Origin of the sequence: Granulosicoccus antarcticus IMCC3135, assembly GCF_002215215.1 — a bacterium.
In the GTDB taxonomy this organism is placed as follows: Bacteria; Pseudomonadota; Gammaproteobacteria; order Granulosicoccales; family Granulosicoccaceae; genus Granulosicoccus; species Granulosicoccus antarcticus.
The window spans coordinates 1,617,211-1,641,011 of the sequence record NZ_CP018632.1 but is presented as its reverse complement, the minus strand read 5'-3'; the positions used below and the strand labels follow the sequence as shown (position 1 = coordinate 1,641,011).

Below are 23,801 nucleotides of genomic sequence, written 5' to 3'. Positions count from 1 at the left end.
GTCACTCTGTTTAGGTTGAGGCACCCTGGGTAGACCGCCAGCGCATTATTCTGGCCGGTCTACCTCTGCGCCTTCTCTCATTCGGAAATTCGAAACATGACTTCACGACGGAAATTTATCCGCAAGCCATTGGCTACGCTCGCTTTTTTCATGCTGAGTGCACAGCTTTCCGGCAGTGTGATGGCTGCTGAATTCACAGCACGTATCGGACACCTGGAATCCGATCAGCAGTCCCGCCATGTCTATCTGGAAAAAGTCGCCGCCATCGTTGCCCAGAAAAGTGACGGTGCCGTGGAATTTCAGCTGTTCCCTCAAGGACAACTGGGCGGACAGAGAGAGATGACCGAAGGCGTGCAACTAGGCACACTGGAAGCCACTGTCTCACCAGCAGCATTTCTGGGTGGCTTCAATTCCACTGTCTCCATTCTCGATATTCCCTTCCTGCTGCCATCCGACGAGCTGGCCGCACAATCCCTGCGAGATGGGCCTTTCGGCGAAGCATTGCTGCACTCTTTTGATGCCAAAGGTGTGAAAGCCATCGCCTTGTGGCCAAATGGCCGCAAGCACTTTACCTCCAACAAATCGCTGGACAATATTGCCGCATTCGGTGGACAGAAGTTTCGCGTCATGGATTCCAAAATCCTCATCGAACAGTTCGATGCTCTGGGAGCCAGTGCCATTGCTCTGCCTTTCAGTGAGCTCTACACCTCCTTGCAAACAGGCGTCGTCGACGGTCAGGAAAATCCACTGGATACTATCCAGCGCATGAAATTCTTCGAAGTACAGAAATATCTGGTGCTATCGGGTCACGGTGCCATGGAAGATGTGGTCCTGTTCAATCCGGGCTGGTGGGACAGCATAGGAGCCCAGAATCAGGCGATCATCACTGATGCTTTCCACACGGTTGTCCCCGCACTCACCGCTCACAAGGCGCAGGCCGTCAAAGCGGCTCTGGATGACATCAGCCAGAGCGATATCTCAGTGCGCAAGATCAGCGAAGAAGAACGAAGCACTTTGCGTGGCCTGATGTTCGACAAGGCTCGTGCAGCCTATATCGATCGTGCGGGCGAGGATGGCAAGGCTCTTATGGATGTTTACGACAGCGCTTACGACGCACTGTAAATGATCAGAAAAATCACAGTGATCAATCATCGGTGAACCCGCTGTCATTACTGCGCACCCTTGAACGAGGCTTCCTGGTCAGTGTTTTTCTGACCATGGTTGCACTGTTCTTTGCCAACATTGTGGTGCGTACGCTGGCACCTCAGTTTGCCAGTGATCTGGCATGGACTGAAGAGGCAGTCCGCCTGCTGAACCTCTTTCTGGTATTCGGCGGTCTTGGACTTGCCCTGGAGCGCGGCAGGCATGTCAGCATCGACAGTATGCGTGACAAACTGCCCCTCCCTCTGCGTACGGCCTTGTATCGACTTATTGACTTGATCGGTCTGCTGGCTTCGCTATACATGGCCTACCTTTCATGGAAACTGGTCGTGTTTGTACTGGCCACAGGCCAGCGCAGTCCGACTCTGGATATACCGATGGGCTGGATATACAGCGCGCCACTGGCAGGCTTTTTCATTCTGGCCTTGCGTTATCTACTCAGCCTGCTGGGGGTATCCAATCGCCGTATCACGGATGAATCAGCAATGACATCCGCTTCAACTACAACACCGACTCCATGATAGTTCTGGTCATACTGCTGGCTCTGGCACTACTGGTACTGGGATTCGAGATGTTTCTCGTCTTGCTGATACCCGCTCTTGCCAGCAAAACCCTGTTCTACGCAAGCATGCCCGATGTCGCCATCATTCAGAAGATGGTGGGTGGCATCAATCATTCGACCCTGCTCGCCATCCCGTTTTTCATACTGGCTGCAGAGCTGATGGGCTCAGGACAGATCGCCAGCCGTCTCATTCATCTGGTAAAAACCCTGATCGGCCATTCACGCGGCGGCATGGGGCATACGGTTATCGGCGGTTCGATGGCCTTTGGCTCTGTATCCGGCTCTGCCCCTGCCACAGTTGCAGCCATGGGACGCATGGTCTATCCGGAAATGCGGGCCAGTGGTTTTTCCGAACGCTTCAGCCTCGGGTTGGTGGTGGCCAGTGCCGAGACAGCCTTGCTCATTCCGCCTTCCATTACCTTCATCATCTACGGCTGGATGACCGGCACCTCCATTGCAAGGCTGTTTGCAGGCGGACTGGCTATAGGAGTGGTATTGGGCATAGCCTTTGCGCTTCTGGTGTCCTGGGAAGCCCGACGCAACGGCCTGGCCTCCAGCCTGCGAGCAACAGGGGCAGAACGACTGGCGGCTCTGCGATCAGCAACCTGGGCACTGGGCATGCCAGTGATCATTATTGCCGGCATTTATTCGGGCTTGTTCACGCCAACAGAGGCAGCCGCAGTCAGTGTGGTCTATGCCATCGTAATAGAGGCTTTCGTCTACCGCAACCTCAGCCTGAAACAGCTGTTTCGTATCACTGAAGCCAGCGCACTTTCGACTGCCATCATCTTCATCCTGCTGGCCATGGGCGGGATACTGTCGTTTTTCGTGACTCTGGCTCAGGTACCCCAGCACATCAGCAGCTTGCTGGTCGCTATGGATGCCGGGCCGGTTGTATTCCTGCTGGCAGTCAATCTGTGCTTTCTGATTGCCGGCATGTTCATTGACCCCAACTCCGCCCTGTTGATTCTGGTGCCACCTCTGTTTCCGGTCGCAAGCTCCTTGGGGGTGGACCCGGTACACTTCGGCATGATCGTCACTCTGAATATCGGTCTGGGCATGATTACGCCGCCGTTCGGTCTGGATATTTTCGTGGCCTCCTCTACCCTGAACAAACCGGTAGCAACAATCATCAGTGGCGTCTGGCCGTTTGTACTGGTAAATCTTGTCGTCCTGATGATCATCACCTATGTGCCTGAGATTTCTCTGTTCATCCCTTCCTTGCTATTCAGCTGAAGCCTTGCCATGACACAACGTTCAATATTGATCACCGGCTGCTCGTCCGGCATCGGGCTTGATGCGGCAAGAACTCTGCACGCACGAGGCTGGCGTGTCCTGGCGACCTGTCGGCAAGCCGCAGACTGTGAGCGACTGCAGCAGGAAGGTCTGGAGTCCTTTGTCCTGGACTATGCCAGCAGCGAAAGTGTTCAGGCTGCGGCCAGACAAGCACTGGAGCTGACAGGTGGAAAACTGGACGCTCTGTTCAACAATGGTGCCTATGCCATACCCGGACTGGTGGAAGACCTGCCGCGCAATGCCTTGCAGACTCTATTCGAGACTAATGTGTTCGGCCAGTTCGAATTGATCAATGCACTGCTTCCCTCAATGCGTTCACAGGGCCATGGTCGTATTATCAACTGCTCATCAGTACTGGGTTTTGCCGCCTTGCCGTTTCGCGGCGCCTACGTTGCCAGTAAGTTTGCAATGGAAGGTCTGAGCGACACCCTGAGAATCGAGATGCGTCATACGCCAATTCATGTTGTCCTGATAGAGCCTGGCCCTATCGGAACCAACATCCGTCAAAATTCCATACCGCATTTCGAACGCTGGATCAATTGGCAGGATTCTGCACGTCGCGCTGACTACGAAAGCATTCTGCGCCCTCGACTCTATGAGCCAAAACTGAAGAAAGACCGCTTCGAGCTCGCCCCCGCCGCCGTCACTGACAAGCTGATCCATGCACTGGAGAGCACCCGGCCACGGCCGCGCTACTATGTAACAACACCGACCTGGATTGCGGGAATTCTGAAACGAATTCTCAGCACCCGATGGCTGGATCGAGTCATGTCTCGTTGAGATAGATCAAGCATTGCCCCAACTGCCGCCGATCTGCAGCCTTGATGGAACCTCAGTTTCGATACAGACGTAACGGATCTGGTTTACCATATACACGAATCTGGTCATTGAATTACATTCGCAGGCCACTTTGACCGACATTGTACTCAACGCTGCCGTGGAACTACCTGTTGGTCTAGATTCCCACCTCGTAATCGAGGAAGGCTCAGGGAGAGGCATGAAAGGCAGGCATAAATTAATACTATTATGCCGCATTAATACTATTATGCTGCCCTGTTTCAGAATTTCCGGCCTCTATGTGCCGATTGTACGGCTATCGATCATATTTGCTCACAGACCACTCTATTGAGAACTTGCATCCATGAACATCCATGAATACCAGGCAAAGGCGCTGCTGAAGTCGTTCGGCGCCCCTGTCTCCGAAGGTATACCCATTCTCTCTCTCGATGATATCGACGCAGCGGTAGCCGGCTTGCCCGGGCCGGTTTATGTCGTCAAGAGTCAGATTCATGCCGGTGGACGCGGTAAAGGCAAGTTCACCGAGCTGCCCAGCGAAGCCAAAGGTGGCGTGCGAGTGTGCTTTTCGGCTGAAGAAGCCAAGACCAATGCTCAGGAAATGTTCGGCAAGACACTGGTAACAGCCCAGACTGGCCCTGCCGGCAAGCAGGTCAACCGCCTGTACCTGGAAGACGGCGCCGATATCGCTCGTGAACTCTACCTGTCCGTCCTGGTGGATCGCGAGAACAGCAAGGTCTCCTTCGTTGCTTCTACTGAAGGCGGCATGGATATCGAGACTGTTGCTCATGACACTCCTGAAAAAATCCATACTATTGCCATCGATTCGCTCAAGGGCATCGTTGATGCTGATGTTGCCGCTCTGAACACGGCCTTCGAACTCGACGGTGTTGCTGCTGAAGATGCCAAGACTCTGTTCCCACTGATCTACAAGGCATTTGTTGATACCGACATGAGCCTGCTGGAAATCAACCCTCTGGTCGTACTCAAGGATGGTCATCTGCGCGTTCTTGACGCCAAGGTCTCCTTTGACGGCAACGCCCTCTTCCGCCACCCGGATATTGTCGAGTTGCGTGACGAGACTGAGGAAGATGCCAAGGAAATCGAAGCCTCCAAGTACGACCTGGCCTATATCGCGCTGGATGGCGACATCGGTTGCATGGTCAATGGCGCCGGTCTGGCCATGGCCACCATGGATATCATCAAGCTTTATGGTGCATCACCCGCCAACTTCCTGGACGTAGGGGGCGGCGCGACGGCTGAGAAAGTAACGGCTGCGTTCAAGATCATCACTTCAGACCCGAACGTGAAGGGCATTCTGGTCAACATCTTCGGCGGCATCATGCGCTGCGATGTTATCGCCGAGGGTGTAGTCACGGCTGTCAAGGAAGTTGGCTTGCAGGTACCGTTGGTTGTCCGACTGGAAGGCACCAAGGTCGAAGAAGGCAAGGCCATCATCAATTCAAGCGGCCTTAACGTTATTGCCGCCGACGATCTGGACGATGCAGCCCAGAAAATTGTCAAAGCGGTCAAGGGGTAAGCAGACATGTCTATACTGATTAATAAAGATACCAAAGTCCTCGTCCAGGGCTTGACTGGCAAGACAGGCACCTTCCATACCGAACAAGCGCTGGCTTATCACGGCTCACAGATGGTCGGTGGTATTCACCCCAAGAAGGGTGGCAGCGTCTGGACCAGTGCTTCTGGTGGTAGCGAAGGCACAGAACTGCCAATCTTTGCCACCGTCAAGGAAGGCAAAGAGGCAACTGATGCAACGGCTTCGGTAATCTATGTTCCACCTGCTGGTGCCGCTGCGGCCATTACGGAAGCGATTGATGCCAGTATCGAGCTGATTATCTGCATCACTGAAGGCGTGCCGGTTCGCGACATGGTTGAAGTGAAGGCTCGTTTACAGGATTCCGGTTCACGTCTGGTCGGTCCTAACTGCCCAGGCATCCTGACACCTGAAGCGTGCAAGATCGGCATCATGCCCGGTAGCATCTTCATGAAGGGCTCAGTTGGCGTGGTTTCTCGTTCCGGCACTCTGACCTATGAGGCTGTCTATCAGACTACTCAAGCCGGACTGGGTCAGACGACGGCTGTGGGCATCGGTGGTGATCCGGTCAAGGGCACAGAATTCATTGATGTTCTTGATCTGTTCCTGAGTGATGATGAAACCAAGTCCATCATCATGATCGGCGAGATCGGTGGTTCAGCCGAGGAAGAAGCAGCTGAATGGCTGATCGAACAAGCCAAGCTGGGTCGCAAGAAGCCGATGGCTGGCTTCATTGCTGGTCGTACTGCTCCTCCAGGTCGTACCATGGGTCACGCCGGTGCTGTAATTTCCGGTGGTAAAGGTGGTGCTGAAGACAAGATCAAAGCAATGGAAGAAGCTGGAATCGTGGTTTCCAGCTCTCCTGCAAAGCTGGGTGAAGCCCTGCTTAAAGCGATCGGCTAGCAATCGTTGCCGTTGATCGAACCGACGGGCAGTGCATCATTGATGCACTGCCCGTCTTGCTTTTGCCTTTCTGAACTGGTGTTTCACCCATTCAATGCAGCTGCCGTGCTTGCAGATCTGAATCGCTGAAATCGAGCCATTCAACCCTATCGTGCACTAACAGGCGTCGTACTCGCCTCAACCTGGCGCTCACGAAACCAGATGAACAGACCGCTACACACAATGATAAATGTGCCGACCAGTGTATTCAGATCGGGGGTTTGATTGAACACCAGCCAGCTCAGTGCCGCGATATAGATAATCTGCGCATAAACCGTTGGCGCCAGCACTGAGGCCTCAGCATACCGGTGAGCATTGGTGAGGAAGGAATGACCCACCATCCCCAGCGTGCCTATGAGAACAACCAATACCCACGCTGTCGTACTTGTTGGCCAGACCCAGTTCATCAGGGCAACCGGCGCCAGAATCAGCGTCGCTATGCCGGACACATAAAACTGCGCCGTCGCGTTGGAGTCAACACCTGCGATAACCCGACTCATCACAAAGTAGCAACTGACGCATAGCATGGCTCCCATGGACAGGAAGATGGCAGGATTAAAACTCTGACTCCAGGGCTTGACAATGATAAGCACACCGATGAAACCCACCAGAACCGCCATTAACCGCTTGATGCCGACCTTCTCTCCCAGAATCGGAATACTCAGGAGACAAACGGTCAGCGGCGATACGAAGAAGATGGCGATGGCTGTTGTCAGAGGCAGAAATTTCAGCGCAGAAAAATTCAGGCATGTCCCCGCCAGCAGAAAAACGGCCCGTAGTGACTGCAGCCAGGGCTTGTTCGATCTGACTATTCCAACACCATGCCCGGGTCCGTAGAGGAGAATCGCGCACAGGAAATGTCCCAGATAACGAAGCCATGCGACCTGCAAAGCTGGAATGGTCGCAGCAACCAGCCATTTTGCCGACGTATCCATCACGGCAAAGCACAGGAAGGCCAGGAGCATCAGGCAATATCCGAATGAAAGTGAAGACACTGATTCCTTAAGACACGATTAGAGGCGTTTGGGTAGAAAGCTGGTCGAGACCGCTGACATGAAATGCATCAAGGCAAGTATGAAAAAATATGCCTGAAACGGGAAGAACACTAGCACAGCACTGACCAGCAAGGGCGTCAACAACTCCGATGCTTCACGCCAGGTGGAGAACACCGAGGTCATGGCCACTCGCTCGTGTGACTTGACCGAGCGCATGAATGGAATATTGCCAAGTACATCAAGCAAGACGCCCCCCACCGCACCGCTGACCCAGAAGACGACCCCTAGTGGCTTGGGCGAACCAACAAACCCCAGAGCCAGCAAACTCAAGCCTGTAATCGTTAACCCGGTATAGATCACCTGTCGCGTGCCAAAGCGATCGGATATGCGCCGAATGACAGGACTGAGAAAAAGCATGGTCGACACGCCCGACAAGAGTACGCCCGCAGACCAGACTGGCAAGCCGGCTTCAACCACATAGATCGGGCCATAAACGTACAGCGACACCCAATAACAAGAACGGCTGACGGTGATGCTGTAGGCGATCCTCAGGCGCTTTTGCCCGGAATAGCGTTTGATGGCTTGCCAGGGGTTGCTTGCCTGGGATTGGGCCTTGCGCAGAACCTTGTTGTCCCCCAGGCGCAGGCGCCAGAAATAGGCAAGCATGATAAATGCTGCGATAGCTGAGAGCAGAAACGGGATATCCACATAGCCTTTTGCAACCAGCCACGAACCCAGCGCGGGACCTGCAAGCCAGGCCAGCCCCGTGTACTGCATGCGGCGCGATTCATTGAGCGTCAGATCCTTTTTGCCGATGTAATCCATGATGTACAACGACAGACACACCGTGTACACGGAAGCGGCAGCGGAGCGCAGACCAATCCCCAAGGGTAGAAAAATAGTCGAGCGTGAATACAGCAACAATGCCGCCAGCACCAGAAAGCCTCCGCCCAGCGTTACCACCCAGCGACGCTGCAGGTATCGCTCGATCGTGCCGATGTTCAGCGTAATGCTTAATGTCAGCAGCCCCCCTATCAAATAGGCGATAGCAACGTTCTCTTTGCTTCCCAATGCTTCCAGAGCCACCAGTGGCAAGATGCTGACCAGGATCGAACGCGAGAACCCTTCGATAGCCGACATTCTGGCCAGGTTGAGGCTGGTGTTTCCAGGCAGCTGGCTGAGAGCTACCGGACGACGATGAAACATGAAAACTCGACAAGTATCGCTGAACAAGTCCGCGACCGTATAGCAGCGCCCGTGCCCACGGCAAGCGAGTGTTCTGAAAGCGCCGCGCAACGTCTTTATCTGAATGCTTTTGCCGTTTGAGACGACACAACACAAGCTGTCTCCGCACACTTGCCTTACCGACGCCCTTATCGGAAACTGACTTTCAGATATTCAACGGACCGACACATGTTTGACAAGCACACGATCAGCTTTCTACAAGAGCTTTCCACCAACAACAATCGTGACTGGTTTCATGCCAACAAGCAGCGTTATGAAGAACAGGTGCGTACACCGGCTCTGGAATTCATCGAGTTAATGGAACCTGCCATCAAACGTGTATCACCCTATCTCGATTGCACGGCCAAGAAAGTCGGCGGTGCGCTTATGCGTGTGCATCGCGATACACGCTTCGGCAATGACAAGACACCCTACAAGACCAACATCGGTATTCATTTCAGGCATGTGCGCGGCAAGGATGTTCACTCGCCTGGTTACTACCTGCACATAGAGCCTGGCGAGGTCTACCTCGGTGCAGGTATCTGGAAACCAGACAGCCCTCACCTGAAAGCCATTCGCCTGCTGATCGATGAACATCCGAAGGAATGGCGGGCGCTGAAAAAGAAAGTTCTGGGCAATGGAGCATTCAGTTTATCCGGCGATTCACTCAAAACAGCACCACGTGGTTACTCCCCCGAGCACCCTGCCATCGAAGATCTCAGACGCCGGGATTTCATTGCGCTGATGCAGCTGCCACCCGAAGCGATCCACGACAAGAACTTCCACAAGTTGATCGGCAAACAGATCAAGAGCACCGCCCCGCTGATGAAATTTCTGTGCGACGCCAACGACCTGATGTTCTGAGCATGACTCTTCCAGGCATTCGCTGGCTTGGCATGGGCCTGATCTTCATCTCGCTTTTGCCCTTGTCCAACAGCGCACAACATTATTCTTCAAGATTGGCATTTGTGGAGGACTCCGTCGCCCGACTCGCTACGGTCGTTCAACAACAACCGGTGGCTCGCCTCGATAGTCAGGAGGTTCAATCCCTTGTCGAATACACCGATGAAAACGGCACCTCGCATCAAGCTTTGACCAATATAAGTAGTTACCCCGCGCCGTTTGCCATCGGGGAGCAAGTCGACATTCTTGTGGACAAGAACGATCCGGTAAATATCCGGGTTGACTCCTTTGCAGGGACATGGCTCGAAGTCACCTTCTACCTAATTCCAGGCCTCCTGGCACTCACAGGCGGGCTTGTCATGCTGCAACGCAGTCGCAAGCGCTAAGCGCATTCATTTACCAGAACCCATACCCGAGAACAAGCATGAGTATTCACCCCAGAATTCTGGCTGATACGCTGGAGGTTTGCACAACGACCAGCGCCCATATACGCCTGATGAATGACAGCCGTTGGCCATGGCTCATTCTTCTTCCCGTACAGGATGGGATTGAGGAATTGCACGACCTGACGCATCAACAACGCGACGGTTTCATGGCGGATGTCAATCAGGTGAGCCGTGTCGTCCAGCAGGTAACCAGCTGCAAGAGCGTGAACGTAGCCATGTTGGGAAATGTCGTTGCACAGCTTCATTGCCACGTCGTGGCAAGGGATGAAGGTGACCCGAACTGGCCAGCGCCGGTATGGGGTTTTGGCTCATCGGTAGCTTATGGGGCAAAACCTGCAGAGACTCTGATGCGTGCCGTGATCAAATCCTTTCGCTGACAGTCAGAAGTGACCAAAACTTGCACTAGTTCAAGCTTCAATAGTATAAAAGGTTAGTAACCTGTCTCTTCATTGCAAAAAAGCAATCGATACGAAACGGGGAAAAGTATTATTTTTCTTTTATATCAATAGCTTATAAAATATAATTATCATGACAGCCCATGCCTTCCAAATCAGGAAAACCATATTGATGTCACAAAGCAGCCGCGTAAATGATATTGATAATGGCAATGCGCTGAATTCGCAACTCGCTAAGTTGACCGAATAGCAGTCACAGCGACTATGCTTGATGGAAATATGTTTCAAGACAGACAACGCCAACTGACGTTGAATCGCCCTATTCCGCCAAGATTTCCCAACAACATTACATCCCTCTGCTTGTGAATTTCTCAGCCCAGACTGGCTCGACAACAACACTTCTGTGCTCGGTACTGGCCCTGCTGCTGTCCGTTATGGGGCAACCCGTCATGGCAACAGACCCCATTCCCGTCATGGATGCTTCACTCTCAGCCGCGTTCTATTCCGACAGTTCCTGCCTGCTGACCATTGATTCCAACGCGCAGCCAGGCAAAACGATCATTGACGCCGATGTGGATAATGATGGCTCACGCATGCTGATTCATTGTGATACCGATGACGGGCGTCGTCTGACACTTCTGGCACGCGGCGACTCACTGAATGTCTCTCAGCTTGTACCGCTACTGACTCGAGAGGAAATCGAAGAAGGCGAGTTGGGCATGATTGCCTGGCTGACCCGCAGTGGAGTGCACTACGCTGATGACTCGGTGCCCAGGCGTTATGTTATCGCAGGCAGCGTGCTCCTGAGAAAGTCCCCACCGTTACAGGTAGCTGGCAACGCACTGCACAGCCAGCGTCACGCCTTTGGCCGTGTCACCGGCATGCTGGAGCCGCTGCTCAGATCCAGAAGCGTCTCTATTTCAGAGGCCCTGCCGGTGAAAACACAAGACATCGGTTCGGCAGACGATCCATCAGAAGAAACTGATGAAAAACCACCCCGGAATCAGGATAAAGACAAAGACCAGAACCAGAGTGAGACTGAGTACCAGGAACAGGACGACTGAGCCGCCCCCTCACAGCAGGCGTCAATTCAACGTTTCACCAGCTCTGTTTCACCAAAGCCCTTCTTGTTAACAGGGCTCAGAGCATGGACAACCTGCGGCAAGCGCGTTGCCAGGTGTTCAGCACTCATCGGGTAGCCCAGCTCCATGGCGGCCTGACCATGCATCCACACACCAGCACAGGCGGCTTCAAAAGCGCTCATGCCCTGTGCCGACAGTGAGGCAATCACTCCTGCCAGTACATCTCCGGCGCCAGCAGTAGCCAGCCAGGGAGGTGCATTGGCATTAATCGCACTACGCCCATCAGGTGCTGCAATAACCGTATCTGCACCCTTGAAGACAACCACCGCCTTCACCAGCCTGGCAGCAGCACAAGCCAGATGTAACCTGGAGCGTGGCTGAACCTGATCATTACCATCAGATAGCTCACCAAACAAGCGCTCAAACTCTCCGGTGTGAGGCGTGAGTATCGCCGTGTATCTTGCAGCAAGCAACGCTTCAAAAAGCTGCTCTCTGTCACTCGTGTTCGTCCAGCATGACAATGCATCGGCATCCAGTACGCAGTGCTTGTCAGCCTGCAATGCAGCAAGACTACAACCGCGCGTCGCAGCATCAACGCCATTACCTGGCCCGACGATAACCGTATTGATTCGCTGGTCCTGCAAAATGAGCTGCCACTGGGAAATGTTGTCACACGGTTTGAGCATGACCGCAGTCAGGTGTGCAGCGTTGACCGACAAGGCCTCGTTGCTGCTGGCCAGAGTCACCAGACCAGCCCCACACTCCAGAGCCGTCTGTGCACTCAAACGAGACGCTCCAGTGGACTGTAGGGGCCCACTGCGCACCAGCACATGCCCACGATCGAATTTGTGGCCCTCCTGACCAAGAACAGGCAAAGCCGGCAGAAAGAAGTCAGGCTCGTTCAGAACGCACAAGGGCCAATCGGGGTTCAGCTGTGCTTTGCTCAAACCGATCTGAGCAAGAGTTTTGCGACCACACAACTCTCGACCCGGATATAGAAAATGTGCAGGCTTATGGAGAAAGAAAGTGACTGTCGTATCGGCTTTGATACACACGCCATCGACGCCATGTGTATTGCCATTCAGTCCACTGGGTACATCCACTGCCAACACCTTGGCGCAAGCCATGTTTACCTGCTCGACCAGCTGCGCCACCAAACCCTGCAAGGGACGTTTCAAGCCAGCGCCGAATAAGGCATCAATGATGACATCGGACTGATCGATCATCTCCCGTAGTTGTTGATCCACTTGCTCCTGCTGCAACGTGTATGCGAAGGTAACACCACGCCACTGAGCAAAAGCTCGATCAGCATCACGGAGTTCGGCCTCATTGCCGGACGCCATGCCTGCTTCGGCCTCTACCAGGAAGCGGACCACAACGACCTGGTAGCCACGGCCCGCCAGCTCTTGCGCCGCAATCGCACCATCTCCGCCGTTGTTACCCGGACCTGCCAACACCAGAAATGTGCCGCTGCGATTCTGCAGCAGTTCGACAGCCGTATCAGCCACTGCCTGACCGGCAGAGCACATGAGCTCAAAGCTGTTGATACCCTGCTCTACGGCAGTAGCATCAACACGCTGCATCTGCGCGGCTGATAACAACATGGTTGTTTGCCCTAATTGCGTACAGCGCCACCTGCATGTAGCAGAGAATAAATGCGAGCGCGTGTCTCAGGTGTCTGAGCAAGCCTGATGAAAGCAGCTCTTTCACGATCATATAAATCCTGCTCGCTGACCTCTACAGACTGACCATCCTCACTGCACATGACACTGGCAATCTGCATGGCAACTGTTTTGTCGTGTGGATAGAAATCACCGCGAGCGACCCCCTCGTCCATGAATGTCCCCATACGCTCGAGAATATCCCCACCGGCCAGTTGGAACTGTGATGCTTCGGGCGCAACGTAACCAGTAGTCAAGGTGTCCAGCATCTGAACGGAACGCTGGTACAGGCGATCACGATTCATGAGAGAGACATCGATCTCGGGGTCAAAATACTGGAGTTTTTGTGCCAGCTGTGGAGACGATGCCATCGCCCCATACCCCAGGTTCATCCATGCCTTCCAGGCAGCCTTCTCCCAGTTTCCCGTCTTCTGATACCAACGCCAGTAGGTTTCCTTGACACCGCCACCGGCGGGCAGAACCCCCACTCCACTTTCGACAAGCCCTACCACGCTATTGCTATGCATGACCCTGGCATCGCAGTGCAGAAGCACTTCGAAACCGCCTCCCAATGCCAGACCCGAGGGTGCGCCCACAACCGGCACCGGGGCATATTTCAAGGCAGCAACGGCGTTTTGAAATCGTGCCAGAAACTCATCGATCCCCTGCCAGTCGCCGGCATCGATAAGTGTCAGAAAAGCATTCAGATCGACTCCAGCTGAATAGTGCTGGGCATCGTTATGCACCAGAATGCCACGCCCATGATCACTCGCAGCCTGCGCCACCATCTGCATCGACTCATCTGTCAGCGCGTTGGCCTTGGAATGAAACTCGATCAGACGATAACCGTTTTCGATGGCAAACACACTAGCCGCACGGTTGCTGTATAGCGGTGCATTGACGCGTCGCTGCATGTGGAAACGGACCACGCCATCTGGCAATGCAATGGGATCCATATCACCGTTGGCATGCCGGACAGTCAGAACATTCTCACTAACGGCATAGAATGGTTTGTCACTACGCAACGATGCGGGAATACTCGCCCCTGTTGCTGACAACAGCTCTATGACCTTGTCTGAACCCAGCGCATCAATCATCTCGAAAGGACCACGAATCCAGTTGAAACCCAGCTTCATGGCATCATCAATATCCTGGGCAGAATCGGTCACCTCTCCCAGCAAACTGGCCGCATATCCGAGTACTCGTCCCAGCACATTCTGGCAGAACTGCGCCTGCACATCGCTACCAGCCACCAGGTCGACAAGCGGCTCACGTTGATCGGCGATAGCCTCTGCTGCCGCCAGAGCCCGCGCGGGCAACTCAGCCATTGCAGGCCGATATTCACCGGTTTCCAGATCTCTGGCCAGACGCTTGCCATCAGAATCACGCCGATAGAAGCCGCCTCCACCTTTATTGCCTGTCAGACCCTGATTCACCATGCCGTTGATCATGTCGCTCTCAGCACCCACCGCATGAAAGGCATCACCCGCAGGCAAAATGCTGCGTAGAGAACGGACGACATCAGCCATCAGATCGATGCCGATCAAATCATACAATCCGAATACGCCCGTCTTGGGAATGCCCATGGGTCGCCCCATCAAGGCATCGGCATACTCGATGGGAAGCTGCAGAGACTGCGCCTCATCAATCCCTGCCTGCAAGGCGAAGACACCGACGCGATTACCGAGAAACCCGGGCGTGTCGTTGCAAGCAACCACGCCTTTGCCCAGCTCACGGTCATTGAAATCAGCCAGCTTCTGCATGACAGCGGCATCGCTGCCACGTACCAGCTCCAGCAATCGCATGTAGCGCACCGGGTTGAAATAATGCGTTATCGCGAACCGACGCCGAAAACTCTCGGGCATGGTTTCCACCAGCAGGCTGATGGGGATGGTCGATGTATTGGAAGTAACAATACAATCTGCCGGTATGACCTCATTGAGTTTCTGATACAACGCCCGTTTGATATCCAGACGTTCAACAACGGCTTCAACGATCCAGTCCGCCGTGGCGAGCTTGTCAAAATCATCTCGGATATTGCCGACGGTAATCAGTTGTGCAGCATCTGCATGCATCAATGCCGGCGGCTCGGATTTGATCAGTCGGGCCAGTGCCGCCGAACTGATGGCATTTGCCTCGTCCTCCCCTGGCAGGTCCAACAAGAGAACGCGATGGCCCGCGTTGGCTATCTGTCCGGCTATTCCGGCGCCCATGGTGCCTGAACCAATGACTGCAATTTGCTTGAACATGATCTACCTGAATTTGCCTGAATCGGAAGGTACGTAGAGCAATCCTCAGTATACAGAGATGTTCAGACACGATCGAGGTTGCACACCAAGGGCTGAGGTCAGAATAAAATCACATTTCTGCCCCGATCCTAAGGCGCAGCGGAGGTTTCCGATCGGGACAGATGTACATCCATTTGCGGAAACGGAATACCGATGCCCGCCTGATCGAAACGCTGCTTGATACGCTCATGCAAGTCGAAATGCAACGGCCAGTAATCCTCTGTTGCCACCCAGGGTCGTATGGCAATATTGACCGAAGAATCTGCCAGGGCAAGAACACCGATCTGCACGGGCTTGTGCGAGTCCAGCACGCGCTCATCGCTCTCCACCACCTCTCGCAACAAGGCCTTGACCTTTGCCAGATCACTGTCGTAACTGACACCAATGACCATATCCAGACGTCGCGAAGGGGACGTCGAGTAGTTGGTTATCGGCCCGCCCATAACGCTGGAATTGGGAACCGTGATGGTGCGCTGATCCGGTGTCACCAGAGTGGTACTGAATACCGTGATCAGTTTTACCGTACCTGAAACCCCGCCCGCCTCGATATAGTCACCCACCTTGCACGGTCGAAAACTGACCAGCAGAACACCCGATGCGAAATTGGAGAGCGAGCCCTGCAGTGCCAGACCGATAGCCAGGCCTGCGGCACCAATCACGGCGATGAACTGCGCCGTAGGCACGCCTAGCTGCGCAAGTGCTGCAATGATGACCATCATCAGCAAAATCATGAACAGGATATTGGTGACGAAACCACCCACCGTCGGATCTATGCCGCGCTGGTTCATCAGGCGGCCGCACAGATTGACCACACGCCGCGCCAGCCACTTTCCCATGAAGAAGATAAGCAGGGCTGCCAGGGTGTTGATACCGTACTCACGGACCAGTGTTGGCACCTCGTCCACGTAATTCAACCAATCCATACTTGCTTGTCCACCATCGTCATTAGTCACAGTTTGCTACTGAGTGTAGCTGTCAGAAAATGTGATGCGGCTGACAAAAAATTCAAGCAATGCCCAGCAGGTAAACCTGCGACAGGTTCAGTCGATAATGGTTGCCATGGCCACGAACGTCGATGTATGCGCCACATGTGGCAAGGCCGACAGCTTTTCCCCTAAGACCAGCCTGAACGCGTTGATGTCGGCAGTACGAACTTTCACCAGATAGTCAAAGTGTCCGGCAATCAGATGCATCTGTTCAATCTCGGGTATGCGCCTGGCGGCCTCATTGAATGCATCCAGTGCAGCCAACTTGGTGTCATTGAGCTTGACCTCGACAAATGCTACATGACCCAGGCCCAGTTTTTCGCAGTCCACGACGGCTTTGTAGCCCAGCACATAGCCTTCAGCTTCCAGTCGCTTGACTCGGGCCGCACACGGTGTCTTGGTTAATCCCACTCTGGAAGCCAGCTCTGTAAGCGTGATCCGACCGTCAGTCTGCATGATTGAGATGATTACACGGTCGTATTGATCAAGCATGCCATTGTCTCAAGATAACTCGTAACGTTAGGATACGCTGGTCGGTTACACTCATCCACCCTGATATTATCCGGCTTCGCTGTACTGTATGACTCCACCGCCTTTCCCTTTAGAACATTTGTTGGTCGTGGGAGCCCTGCACGTTGATGACATAGCCACAAGCCAACAGGTACTGGTGCCTCGAGCATCCAATCCCGTCTGTCGTCAGCAACGAGTCGGCGGGGTGGGGGCAAATGCGGCTCTGGCCGCTGCCAGATTCGCGCGGGACAACGCTCAGAAACTCAGACAGCACATTGCCTTTGCAGGTGCAATCGGCACCGATCCTGTTGCGGCCCAACTGGAAGCCACACTAGTAGAAGCGGACATCATTCCCTGCCTGCAACGTTTATCCGGATGCCTGTCAGGGCGCTACATTGCCGTTATGGACGCGACTGGCGAATTATATATTGGCCTGTCTGACGTCGCTCTGGCCGAATCACTGGACGCAACTCTGGTTCCCTGGCAGACAGACACGAACGACTGTCAGGCCGTGTTGATGGATGCCAATCTGGCAGAACAGGCACTTGCCGCCTTGAGCCTGCAGGCAGGCGATGCAGGAATCATCCAGGTTGCCATGAGCGTTTCTCCGGCAAAATCGCGGCGACTATTGGGTATTGCCTCGTCGCTTGATCTGCTGTTCTGCAATCGAAGAGAAGCCATTGCACTGGCCGAAGCCACATTTCCGATTGATGCAGGAATTGATCAGCTTGCCGATGCCCTGCTGAAACGCGGATTCAGGCAATTTGTACTAACCGATGCCACCTCCCCTGTTGTGATCCATAGCGGCGAGCAGCGACAGTATGTACAGGTTCCAGCCATTGACTCAGCCCGGAGCGTCAACGGGGCGGGTGATGCACTGGCCGGTGCCACATTCGCCGCCTGGTGCGCCGGCACTGAACTGGCCGATGCGGTACGCACTGTGGGCCTGCCGTACGCCGAGCGTGTGGTGAAGGGTCTGCATGAGGCACCGATACTGGCGATGTGATCACTGCCAGGAGTTGCAATACCGCACCTTCTGACAGAGCCATTGTAGTTTGGCGATTCCAGCGCCACACAGTCATGCCTTCAGAAACATGATGTAAGCGCTGTGACAGCTGCCGGATCAACTTATACTGGCAGGATCTGATCTGCAATCATAAAGAATCATCATGTCTAACCCACTCCTGACTATCAGCCCCGAAGTCCAGTCAGCATTGCACAACGGCGAGGCTGTGGTCGCGCTCGAAAGCACCATCATCACGCATGGTATGCCCTACCCGCAGAATCGCGATACAGCACTGCAAGTAGAAAAAGCGGTCAGAGATGCTGGCGCCATACCCGCAACCATTGCCATTCTGGACGGCCAGATCACCGTCGGTTTGAATGATGAACAGTTGAACGCTCTGGCACAGACCAAAGAAGCCATGAAGCTGTCCAGGGCAGATCTTGCCATGGCAGTCTCACGCAAGGCCATGGGCTCGACAACCGTTGCAGCGACCATGATCGTCGCACACCTGGCAGGCATCAAGGTTTTTGCCACCGGCGGTATTGGTGGTGTGCATCAGGGTGCTGAATCCAGCTTTGATATTTCCGCCGACCTGCAAGAACTGGGAAGAACACCCGTCACCGTCATTTGCGCCGGAGCCAAGGCCATTCTGGACATTCCCAAGACACTGGAAGTACTGGAGACACTTGGTGTACCCGTGCTGGCCTACGGTCAGGATGAAGTACCGGCATTCTGGTCACGCAGTAGTGGACTGCAAGCGCCATTGCGCGCGGATTCGGTCGACGATATCGTCGCTTTCATGCAGGCTCGTGAAGCACTGCAACTGGGCGGTGGTGTGCTGGTGACAAACCCGGTCCCGGTTGAGGCTGAAATTGCGCGTGAAACCATGCAGATCTTCATCAGTCAGGCCATTCAGGAATCTCAAGCTGCTGGCATTTCCGGCAAGGCCGTCACACCCTGGTTATTGGGTCGTATCGTTGAGCTCAGTGAGGGCCGAAGCCTGGTGACCAACCAGGCACTCATCACCAATAACGCCACATTGTCTGCACAACTTGCAGTAGCTCTCAGCAACGCTCGATAAAACGGGGCAGCGCGTGTGCAGCGCGTGCGCAGCGCGGCATTTGCCGCGCGCTCCCTTCTAAATCTGGCCGACAAACATTACGCAGCCAGATGGCGGAACCGTCGTTCCGCTTCACCGTTGTCCAGCACTTCGCGCAGCAGCCCTGCGGCCTCCGGCAGAGAATCTGCCAGGCCGCGAGCCTGCAGAATGACAGCACCGGTGTAAACCAGAGAGTCCCTGGCTGGTCCGGCTTGCCCACTCAAGGCAGCCAATCCGGCTTTGGCAGCACAATCAGCAAGCTCTTTGGCAAACTGATTGCCCGGGGCCTTGACTGAGCGAATGGAGTCGTCGAGCAAATGCGCTGGCAGTGGCACTGCACGCTCTGCAGAGGCAATTCCCAAAGCGGTTGGCTCCAGGTCAACCTGCGTCAGATTGACGCCATCATCGCTATGAAAATAGCGTGAGGGCTGAGCCAGAGAAGGAACCACTCCTCCCTCGACGCCACGAATCATGATTGAACCGGCAAATCCGGCTTTGGCTGCCAACATTGCATAGATCGGCGGATACGGTTTATGAACAAACCCCGTCACCAGATGGCTGGACACTCGCGGCACCAGACTATTGACAGCAACCTCGATGGTGGTCAGGCAAGGTCGCTTGACGATTCGGGTACGCAAGGAGGTCAGTGCAGCCAACTCCGGAGCCAGTTGCAATTGCGACAGATAGGCCCAGCCACAGTTATCGTCCTCCAGCTGGACGGCAGCTGTCTCTCGCGAAACACCGACCTTGTGGCCAGCGGCACGCAAAACAGCTTCATGTGACGCTCCGAACTTGGGTCCCATTGAATCCAGACCATGTGTGAGCACACGCAAACCACAAGCTGCCAGCGCCGCTGGCAGGAAAGGCGCAACGGGCACGCCCCGCAAATAACCATCGTACGGATCGACAATTGTCAGTAAATCATCCACTTCGACACGAAGGGGGGTGATTCCTGCGTTGATTGCGTCCAGAATACCCACAAGCTCATCGTCAGTTTCACGCTTCATGCGCAAAGCAATCAGGAATATGCCGGCCTGCACCTCATCGGCCTTGCCTTCAAGGATAATACGCATGGCTCGCTGCGCATGTTCGGCAGATATATCCTTGCTTAATGTGGGACCTGTAGCGATGCGCTGAAGAACATCACGCATGAATTCATCGTCGGTCATGTAATCAGTCCCTGTGGCTGGCATGAAAATTTTCAAATCGTCAACGTTACCGCAAACCAGTCGCCTGTACGGCAAAGCTATTGGATGTCATGGTAACCGAGCCAGAAGCACAAGAAACCAACTACTGTGAATCAATCAGATCCAACTCGGACACAGACCTTTCCCGCCTTTCTTGACATGCAAGGTCGCCGCATCATTATCGTGGGTGGCGGCGGCAACGCAGAACGCAAGGCGGGTCGGCTGATCCAATATGGTGCACGCGTTGATGTGATCGCCGAACAGCTCTCACCCACAATGCAAAGCTGTATCGAGGACAACCAGCTCACACATATAGCGCGCGCCTGGCAGGCTGATGATTTCAAAGGTGCAACCCTAGTCGTCGCCGCCAGTGACGAGCGTCAGAGCGATGCGGAAGTTGGCGCAGCCGCAGAAGCCGCTGGTTGCTGGGTCAATGTGGCCAATCAACCACAACTCAGCAACTTTCTGATTCCATCCCTGGTAGATCGATCCCCCATTCTGGTTGCCATCACCAGCTCCGGAACCTCACCGGTGCTGGCTCGTTTGCTGACCGCCCGAATCGATGCTTTTCTGCCCCACAGCTACAGCGAACTGGGCAAACTGGCAGAGCGCTATCGTGATCAGATACGCCAGAAGATCGGCAACTGGCGACAACGCAGGCGCTTCTGGGAACAGCTGCTTAACGGCAGGATCGGAGAGCTCATACTGCAAGGGCGCACGCAAAACACAGATCAGGTTCTCGAGCAGGCCATCCAGGATTATGATGGCGACAGTGAAGCACAGGGCGAGGTCTATCTGGTCGGTGCTGGCCCCGGTGATCCTGATCTACTGAGCTTTCGCGCTTTGCGACTCATGCAACAGTGCGATGTTGTTCTGTATGACCGATTGGTGTCTGAACCGGTCATGTCGCTCGTCAATCAGCAAGCCGAGAAGATTTACGTCGGCAAGCAGCGTAGTGATCATGCCGTACCGCAAGAGTCCATCAATCAATTGCTGGTCACACATGCGAAACGAGGCAAACGGGTATTGCGGCTGAAAGGCGGCGATCCTTTCATCTTCGGTCGCGGCGGCGAGGAAATCGAAACGCTCGCCTCAGAAAGCGTACCCTTCCAGGTAGTACCCGGCATAACAGCGGCTGCTGGCTGTGCCAGTTACGCAGGCATACCTCTGACTCACCGTGATCATGCGCAGTCCTGTCTGTTCGTCACCGGTCACCTGAAAGACAATTCGGTTGACCTGGACTGGCCAGCACTGACACGCGCTCAACAGACTGTCGTCATCTATATGGGGCTGGCTGGCCTGCCATTTATCTGCGAGCAATTGATCAAACATGGCCTGCCCTCAACGCACCCCATCGCTATCGTCTCTCAGGGAACTCTCAGCAATCAGCAAGTCATAACCGGCACGTTAAGCACCCTGGCAAGCCTGGTGGAGAGCGAAGCTGTCAAAGCCCCCACACTCATCATCGTCGGCGAGGTGGTTACGCTGCGTGACAAACTTGCGTGGTTTGAAACACGCCATTGAGATGGCATCAGAGGGATAATCGATTAAACATGACCACAACCATCAACGATATCAACCAGGCTGGCAATCACCGCCTGGTCGCCCTTGACGAGCTTAAGCCCGGCGTGCCCTATCGAGTGTTACATGAGGGCACCGGAATACTGCTATGCCTGGTGGAAGGTACTGTGCATGCCGTCCACGACACCTGTACTCATGAGGATATCTCCCTGTCGCTAGGCGTGTTATGCGAACACCGCTTGCGTTGTCCTCTGCATGGTAGTCAGTTCGATATACGCACGGGCAAGGTGCTTGATGAACCCGCTGAGGCAGACCTGCCTGTCTTCGATGTCTCGATCGTAGACGGCTGGGTCTGCATCTAATAGTCCAACTTGATGATTGCGGGCTGGTTCAGACCACGGGGCTGTTCACGGCCTCATCGCTTGCATCATCATCCCAGATCTGCACGGACTGTTCGACGTATTTGACAGCATCAGCACCGCTACTTGAAAAAGTAAAGGAATCCTGTGTGTCCACTGTGAACGTGCCTATACCGATTTCCTTCAGAAATTGCGCTGCATCATCAATGGTCTTGAATCTTCGCAGACCGTCACCTCCTTGACCTGATGACTGTGGCTTCGAGACTGTATCGGTTGTAGATCCTGCCTCCATAGGCATACGGATAATGGCATCGATGCACCACTGAGACTCCATGGGGATCGGAACAACACGAACGGAAGCTATGAGCTTCTGATCGACCATGGTCTTGAACTTCGCGCGAGGAATCATAGAAGAACTCTGGTGGCAAATTTCACCAGCAACTGTCACACGCCTGGCCAGTTACATAAGCCAGAATGAAATACTTACAGTAGTGTGGAGAATAGAAGCGCCTTATCTATTCAGACAGTTCACGGTGTCGATGAGGAGACGCCCCAGACCTGTTCGATCAGCGCATAACCGTCGGCATCGAACTGCTGCAACTGATCATGCGTGAAAGGATAGTAGTCGTTCTTGCCGAAGTAGGCTTCTGTCAGTTCGGCAAAATACTCCTTGTCGTCGCTCAAGGCATAGGCACGCTCGCTTGTGCCATCCACATATTCAACAGACTCATAGATACCTGAGGCGAGCGCTCCCTGGTATGCCATTGCGATCTCGCTATTTGACTCTGCATGATTGAACTGCCAGGCATGCGACAGCTCGTGCAACACCATCCAGGGTTGAGCCGTTTGCGACCAGTTGACAAAATTCGCAGCATTGGAGATTTCTACGCCTCCGACTTTCTCCGGGTTATAACCGTTTTCCAGCAACCAGCCCTCTGAGACATGATATTGGGCACCACCGTCAACCAGCTGGTCCAGTTCAACCCAGATACGAACCTCTTTCAGCTCATCAAGAGCCGCGGCAGGTAACGCCTGCTCAATGGCTATCAATTGAGCCTCTATCTCTGACAACGTCGCTGTTGCCGTTTGCACGGCGGCATCAAGCTGGGGACTGATCAGCAATTCAAACCCCTGCACAGTGGTTAACCGATAAGCGCTCGTCGCTATGAAATCATCTGAACTATCTGGCAGCTCGGTTGATGTTTCCAGGCCTGTGCAGCGGGCCAGAGTGTCGTCGGTAGAGGTACCCGCCTGCGCATTCAGTTGCCAATGCTGGCCACTATAGTTACCTGTTTCTGCCATGGTGAGCTGCCGCGCCGCCCCCTCATTGATGACATCCAGCGATGAATCCAGGCCAAGCAATTGCGAGGTAAATCGACAGAATCCGTTATCCAGTGCCGTAATCTGCCAAAGCTGCCCGCTTTGATCGGCCGTCTCAGCCATCTGGATGGCGTTGTTGCCGATCTCATCACTGACTGTCAGTGAGCTGTTCGTGCCCATCGATGCATTTTGAATACGATAATAGCTGTCACCTTGCGAGCTCACTGTCCATTGCTGTGTATTGTCATCACTGATTGAATCAGCAAGCATCACGGACGCTTCGCCTTGCTCACCTGACGCATCAATACCCAATGGATGCGTAACTCCCTGGAACTCTGTGCTGAGCCGGTAAAACGTCACGCCGCCGGTATCTGACATCATGGGCGGGCTGTCGGAAGAGCTACAACCGACCATGAGGAAGAGAAGACACGCCGTCGTGAGACGGGCGAACATTCGGGAATTTAAAGCATCCATACTAATCAACTCAGGTTTTGTCGCGGACAGTTAA

General features: G+C 54.2%; 23 protein-coding genes. 14 read left to right on the top strand and 9 right to left on the bottom strand.

Features of this window, described 5'->3' with window-relative positions; genetic code table 11:
- Positions 1 to 96: 96 nt before the first annotated feature.
- From IMCC3135_RS07065 to sucD, 6 genes are all read left to right on the top strand, one after another.
- On the top strand, positions 97 to 1,122 hold the full coding sequence (locus IMCC3135_RS07065; protein WP_205737942.1) for a TRAP transporter substrate-binding protein: 1,026 nt from the start codon (positions 97 to 99) through the stop codon (positions 1,120 to 1,122).
- 32 nt (positions 1,123 to 1,154) lie between these two features.
- Complete coding sequence (locus tag IMCC3135_RS07060) at positions 1,155 to 1,682, top strand: TRAP transporter small permease (protein WP_088916969.1); 528 nt, start codon at positions 1,155 to 1,157, stop codon at positions 1,680 to 1,682.
- Positions 1,679 to 2,959, top strand: coding sequence for a TRAP transporter large permease (locus IMCC3135_RS07055; RefSeq protein WP_088916968.1), 1,281 nt, complete (start codon positions 1,679 to 1,681; stop codon positions 2,957 to 2,959). Before IMCC3135_RS07060 ends, IMCC3135_RS07055 begins: the two co-directional genes overlap by 4 nt.
- 9 nt (positions 2,960 to 2,968) lie before the next feature.
- Positions 2,969 to 3,799: an SDR family NAD(P)-dependent oxidoreductase gene (locus IMCC3135_RS07050; protein WP_088916967.1), complete on the top strand. Its 831-nt coding sequence runs from the start codon at positions 2,969 to 2,971 to the stop codon at positions 3,797 to 3,799.
- Between the two features lie 361 nt (positions 3,800 to 4,160).
- A complete protein-coding gene (gene sucC / locus IMCC3135_RS07045) occupies positions 4,161 to 5,354 on the top strand; it encodes an ADP-forming succinate--CoA ligase subunit beta (RefSeq protein ID WP_088916966.1) in 1,194 nt (397 codons plus the stop codon).
- A 6-nt stretch (positions 5,355 to 5,360) separates the two neighbouring features.
- Entirely contained in the window at positions 5,361 to 6,272 is a 912-nt protein-coding gene (gene sucD, locus IMCC3135_RS07040; protein WP_088916965.1) for a succinate--CoA ligase subunit alpha, read from the top strand.
- A gap of 146 nt (positions 6,273 to 6,418) precedes the next feature.
- Here the strand turns inward: sucD and IMCC3135_RS07035 are convergent, their stop codons facing one another.
- The gene (locus IMCC3135_RS07035) at positions 6,419 to 7,306 is read right to left on the bottom strand and encodes a DMT family transporter (protein WP_257790404.1); all 888 of its coding nucleotides are present in this window, start codon (positions 7,304 to 7,306) and stop codon (positions 6,419 to 6,421) included.
- Between the two features lie 18 nt (positions 7,307 to 7,324).
- A complete protein-coding gene (locus tag IMCC3135_RS07030; protein ID WP_088916963.1) occupies positions 7,325 to 8,512 on the bottom strand; it encodes an MFS transporter in 1,188 nt (395 codons plus the stop codon).
- A gap of 207 nt (positions 8,513 to 8,719) precedes the next feature.
- On the opposite strand from IMCC3135_RS07030, the gene IMCC3135_RS07025 reads away from it, so the two are divergent.
- From IMCC3135_RS07025 to IMCC3135_RS07015, 4 genes are all read left to right on the top strand, one after another.
- Positions 8,720 to 9,394 carry a DUF2461 domain-containing protein gene (locus tag IMCC3135_RS07025; protein ID WP_088916962.1) on the top strand — a complete coding sequence of 225 codons (675 nt, stop codon included), beginning with the start codon at positions 8,720 to 8,722 and terminating at the stop codon, positions 9,392 to 9,394.
- A gap of 2 nt (positions 9,395 to 9,396) precedes the next feature.
- Positions 9,397 to 9,819 (top strand): DUF3592 domain-containing protein, encoded by a 423-nt coding sequence (locus tag IMCC3135_RS33940; protein WP_157735815.1) that lies wholly within the window; start codon positions 9,397 to 9,399, stop codon positions 9,817 to 9,819.
- A 38-nt stretch (positions 9,820 to 9,857) separates the two neighbouring features.
- Positions 9,858 to 10,256 carry an HIT family protein gene (locus tag IMCC3135_RS07020; protein WP_157735814.1) on the top strand — a complete coding sequence of 133 codons (399 nt, stop codon included), beginning with the start codon at positions 9,858 to 9,860 and terminating at the stop codon, positions 10,254 to 10,256.
- 380 nt (positions 10,257 to 10,636) lie between these two features.
- Entirely contained in the window at positions 10,637 to 11,338 is a 702-nt protein-coding gene (locus IMCC3135_RS07015) for a hypothetical protein (RefSeq protein ID WP_088916960.1), read from the top strand.
- A 26-nt stretch (positions 11,339 to 11,364) separates the two neighbouring features.
- On the opposite strand, the gene IMCC3135_RS07010 is transcribed toward IMCC3135_RS07015, so the two are convergent.
- The 4 genes from IMCC3135_RS07010 to IMCC3135_RS06995 all read right to left on the bottom strand — a co-directional run bounded on the left by IMCC3135_RS07010 (position 11,365) and on the right by IMCC3135_RS06995 (position 16,783).
- A complete protein-coding gene (locus IMCC3135_RS07010) occupies positions 11,365 to 12,960 on the bottom strand; it encodes an NAD(P)H-hydrate dehydratase (RefSeq protein WP_088916959.1) in 1,596 nt (531 codons plus the stop codon).
- An 11-nt stretch (positions 12,961 to 12,971) separates the two neighbouring features.
- Complete coding sequence (locus tag IMCC3135_RS07005; protein ID WP_088916958.1) at positions 12,972 to 15,266, bottom strand: 3-hydroxyacyl-CoA dehydrogenase/enoyl-CoA hydratase family protein; 2,295 nt, start codon at positions 15,264 to 15,266, stop codon at positions 12,972 to 12,974.
- A gap of 128 nt (positions 15,267 to 15,394) precedes the next feature.
- A complete protein-coding gene (locus IMCC3135_RS07000) occupies positions 15,395 to 16,258 on the bottom strand; it encodes a mechanosensitive ion channel family protein (protein WP_236994755.1) in 864 nt (287 codons plus the stop codon).
- An 87-nt stretch (positions 16,259 to 16,345) separates the two neighbouring features.
- A complete protein-coding gene (locus IMCC3135_RS06995) occupies positions 16,346 to 16,783 on the bottom strand; it encodes an Lrp/AsnC family transcriptional regulator (RefSeq protein ID WP_088916956.1) in 438 nt (145 codons plus the stop codon).
- An 88-nt stretch (positions 16,784 to 16,871) separates the two neighbouring features.
- Here IMCC3135_RS06995 and IMCC3135_RS06990 point away from each other — a divergent pair, with 88 nt between their 5' ends.
- Together IMCC3135_RS06990 and IMCC3135_RS06985 are read left to right on the top strand one after the other, a co-directional pair.
- A complete protein-coding gene (locus IMCC3135_RS06990; protein ID WP_088916955.1) occupies positions 16,872 to 17,807 on the top strand; it encodes a PfkB family carbohydrate kinase in 936 nt (311 codons plus the stop codon).
- 163 nt (positions 17,808 to 17,970) lie between these two features.
- On the top strand, positions 17,971 to 18,888 hold the full coding sequence (locus IMCC3135_RS06985; protein ID WP_088916954.1) for a pseudouridine-5'-phosphate glycosidase: 918 nt from the start codon (positions 17,971 to 17,973) through the stop codon (positions 18,886 to 18,888).
- A 77-nt stretch (positions 18,889 to 18,965) separates the two neighbouring features.
- On the opposite strand, the gene IMCC3135_RS06980 is transcribed toward IMCC3135_RS06985, so the two are convergent.
- Positions 18,966 to 20,075, bottom strand: coding sequence for an anthranilate phosphoribosyltransferase (locus IMCC3135_RS06980; RefSeq protein ID WP_088921717.1), 1,110 nt, complete (start codon positions 20,073 to 20,075; stop codon positions 18,966 to 18,968).
- 126 nt (positions 20,076 to 20,201) lie between these two features.
- Between IMCC3135_RS06980 and cysG the strand changes: the two genes are divergently transcribed.
- Positions 20,202 to 21,617, top strand: a complete 1,416-nt coding sequence (cysG, locus tag IMCC3135_RS06975; protein ID WP_257790403.1) for a siroheme synthase CysG — start codon at positions 20,202 to 20,204, stop codon at positions 21,615 to 21,617.
- 29 nt (positions 21,618 to 21,646) lie between these two features.
- Positions 21,647 to 21,976, top strand: a complete 330-nt coding sequence (locus IMCC3135_RS06970; protein WP_088916952.1) for a non-heme iron oxygenase ferredoxin subunit — start codon at positions 21,647 to 21,649, stop codon at positions 21,974 to 21,976.
- A gap of 28 nt (positions 21,977 to 22,004) precedes the next feature.
- Here the strand turns inward: IMCC3135_RS06970 and IMCC3135_RS06965 are convergent, their stop codons facing one another.
- Positions 22,005 to 22,382, bottom strand: a complete 378-nt coding sequence (locus IMCC3135_RS06965) for a hypothetical protein (protein WP_088916951.1) — start codon at positions 22,380 to 22,382, stop codon at positions 22,005 to 22,007.
- 119 nt (positions 22,383 to 22,501) lie between these two features.
- The gene (locus tag IMCC3135_RS06960; RefSeq protein ID WP_157735813.1) at positions 22,502 to 23,674 is read right to left on the bottom strand and encodes an RICIN domain-containing protein; all 1,173 of its coding nucleotides are present in this window, start codon (positions 23,672 to 23,674) and stop codon (positions 22,502 to 22,504) included.
- Positions 23,675 to 23,801: the final 127 nt, after the last annotated feature.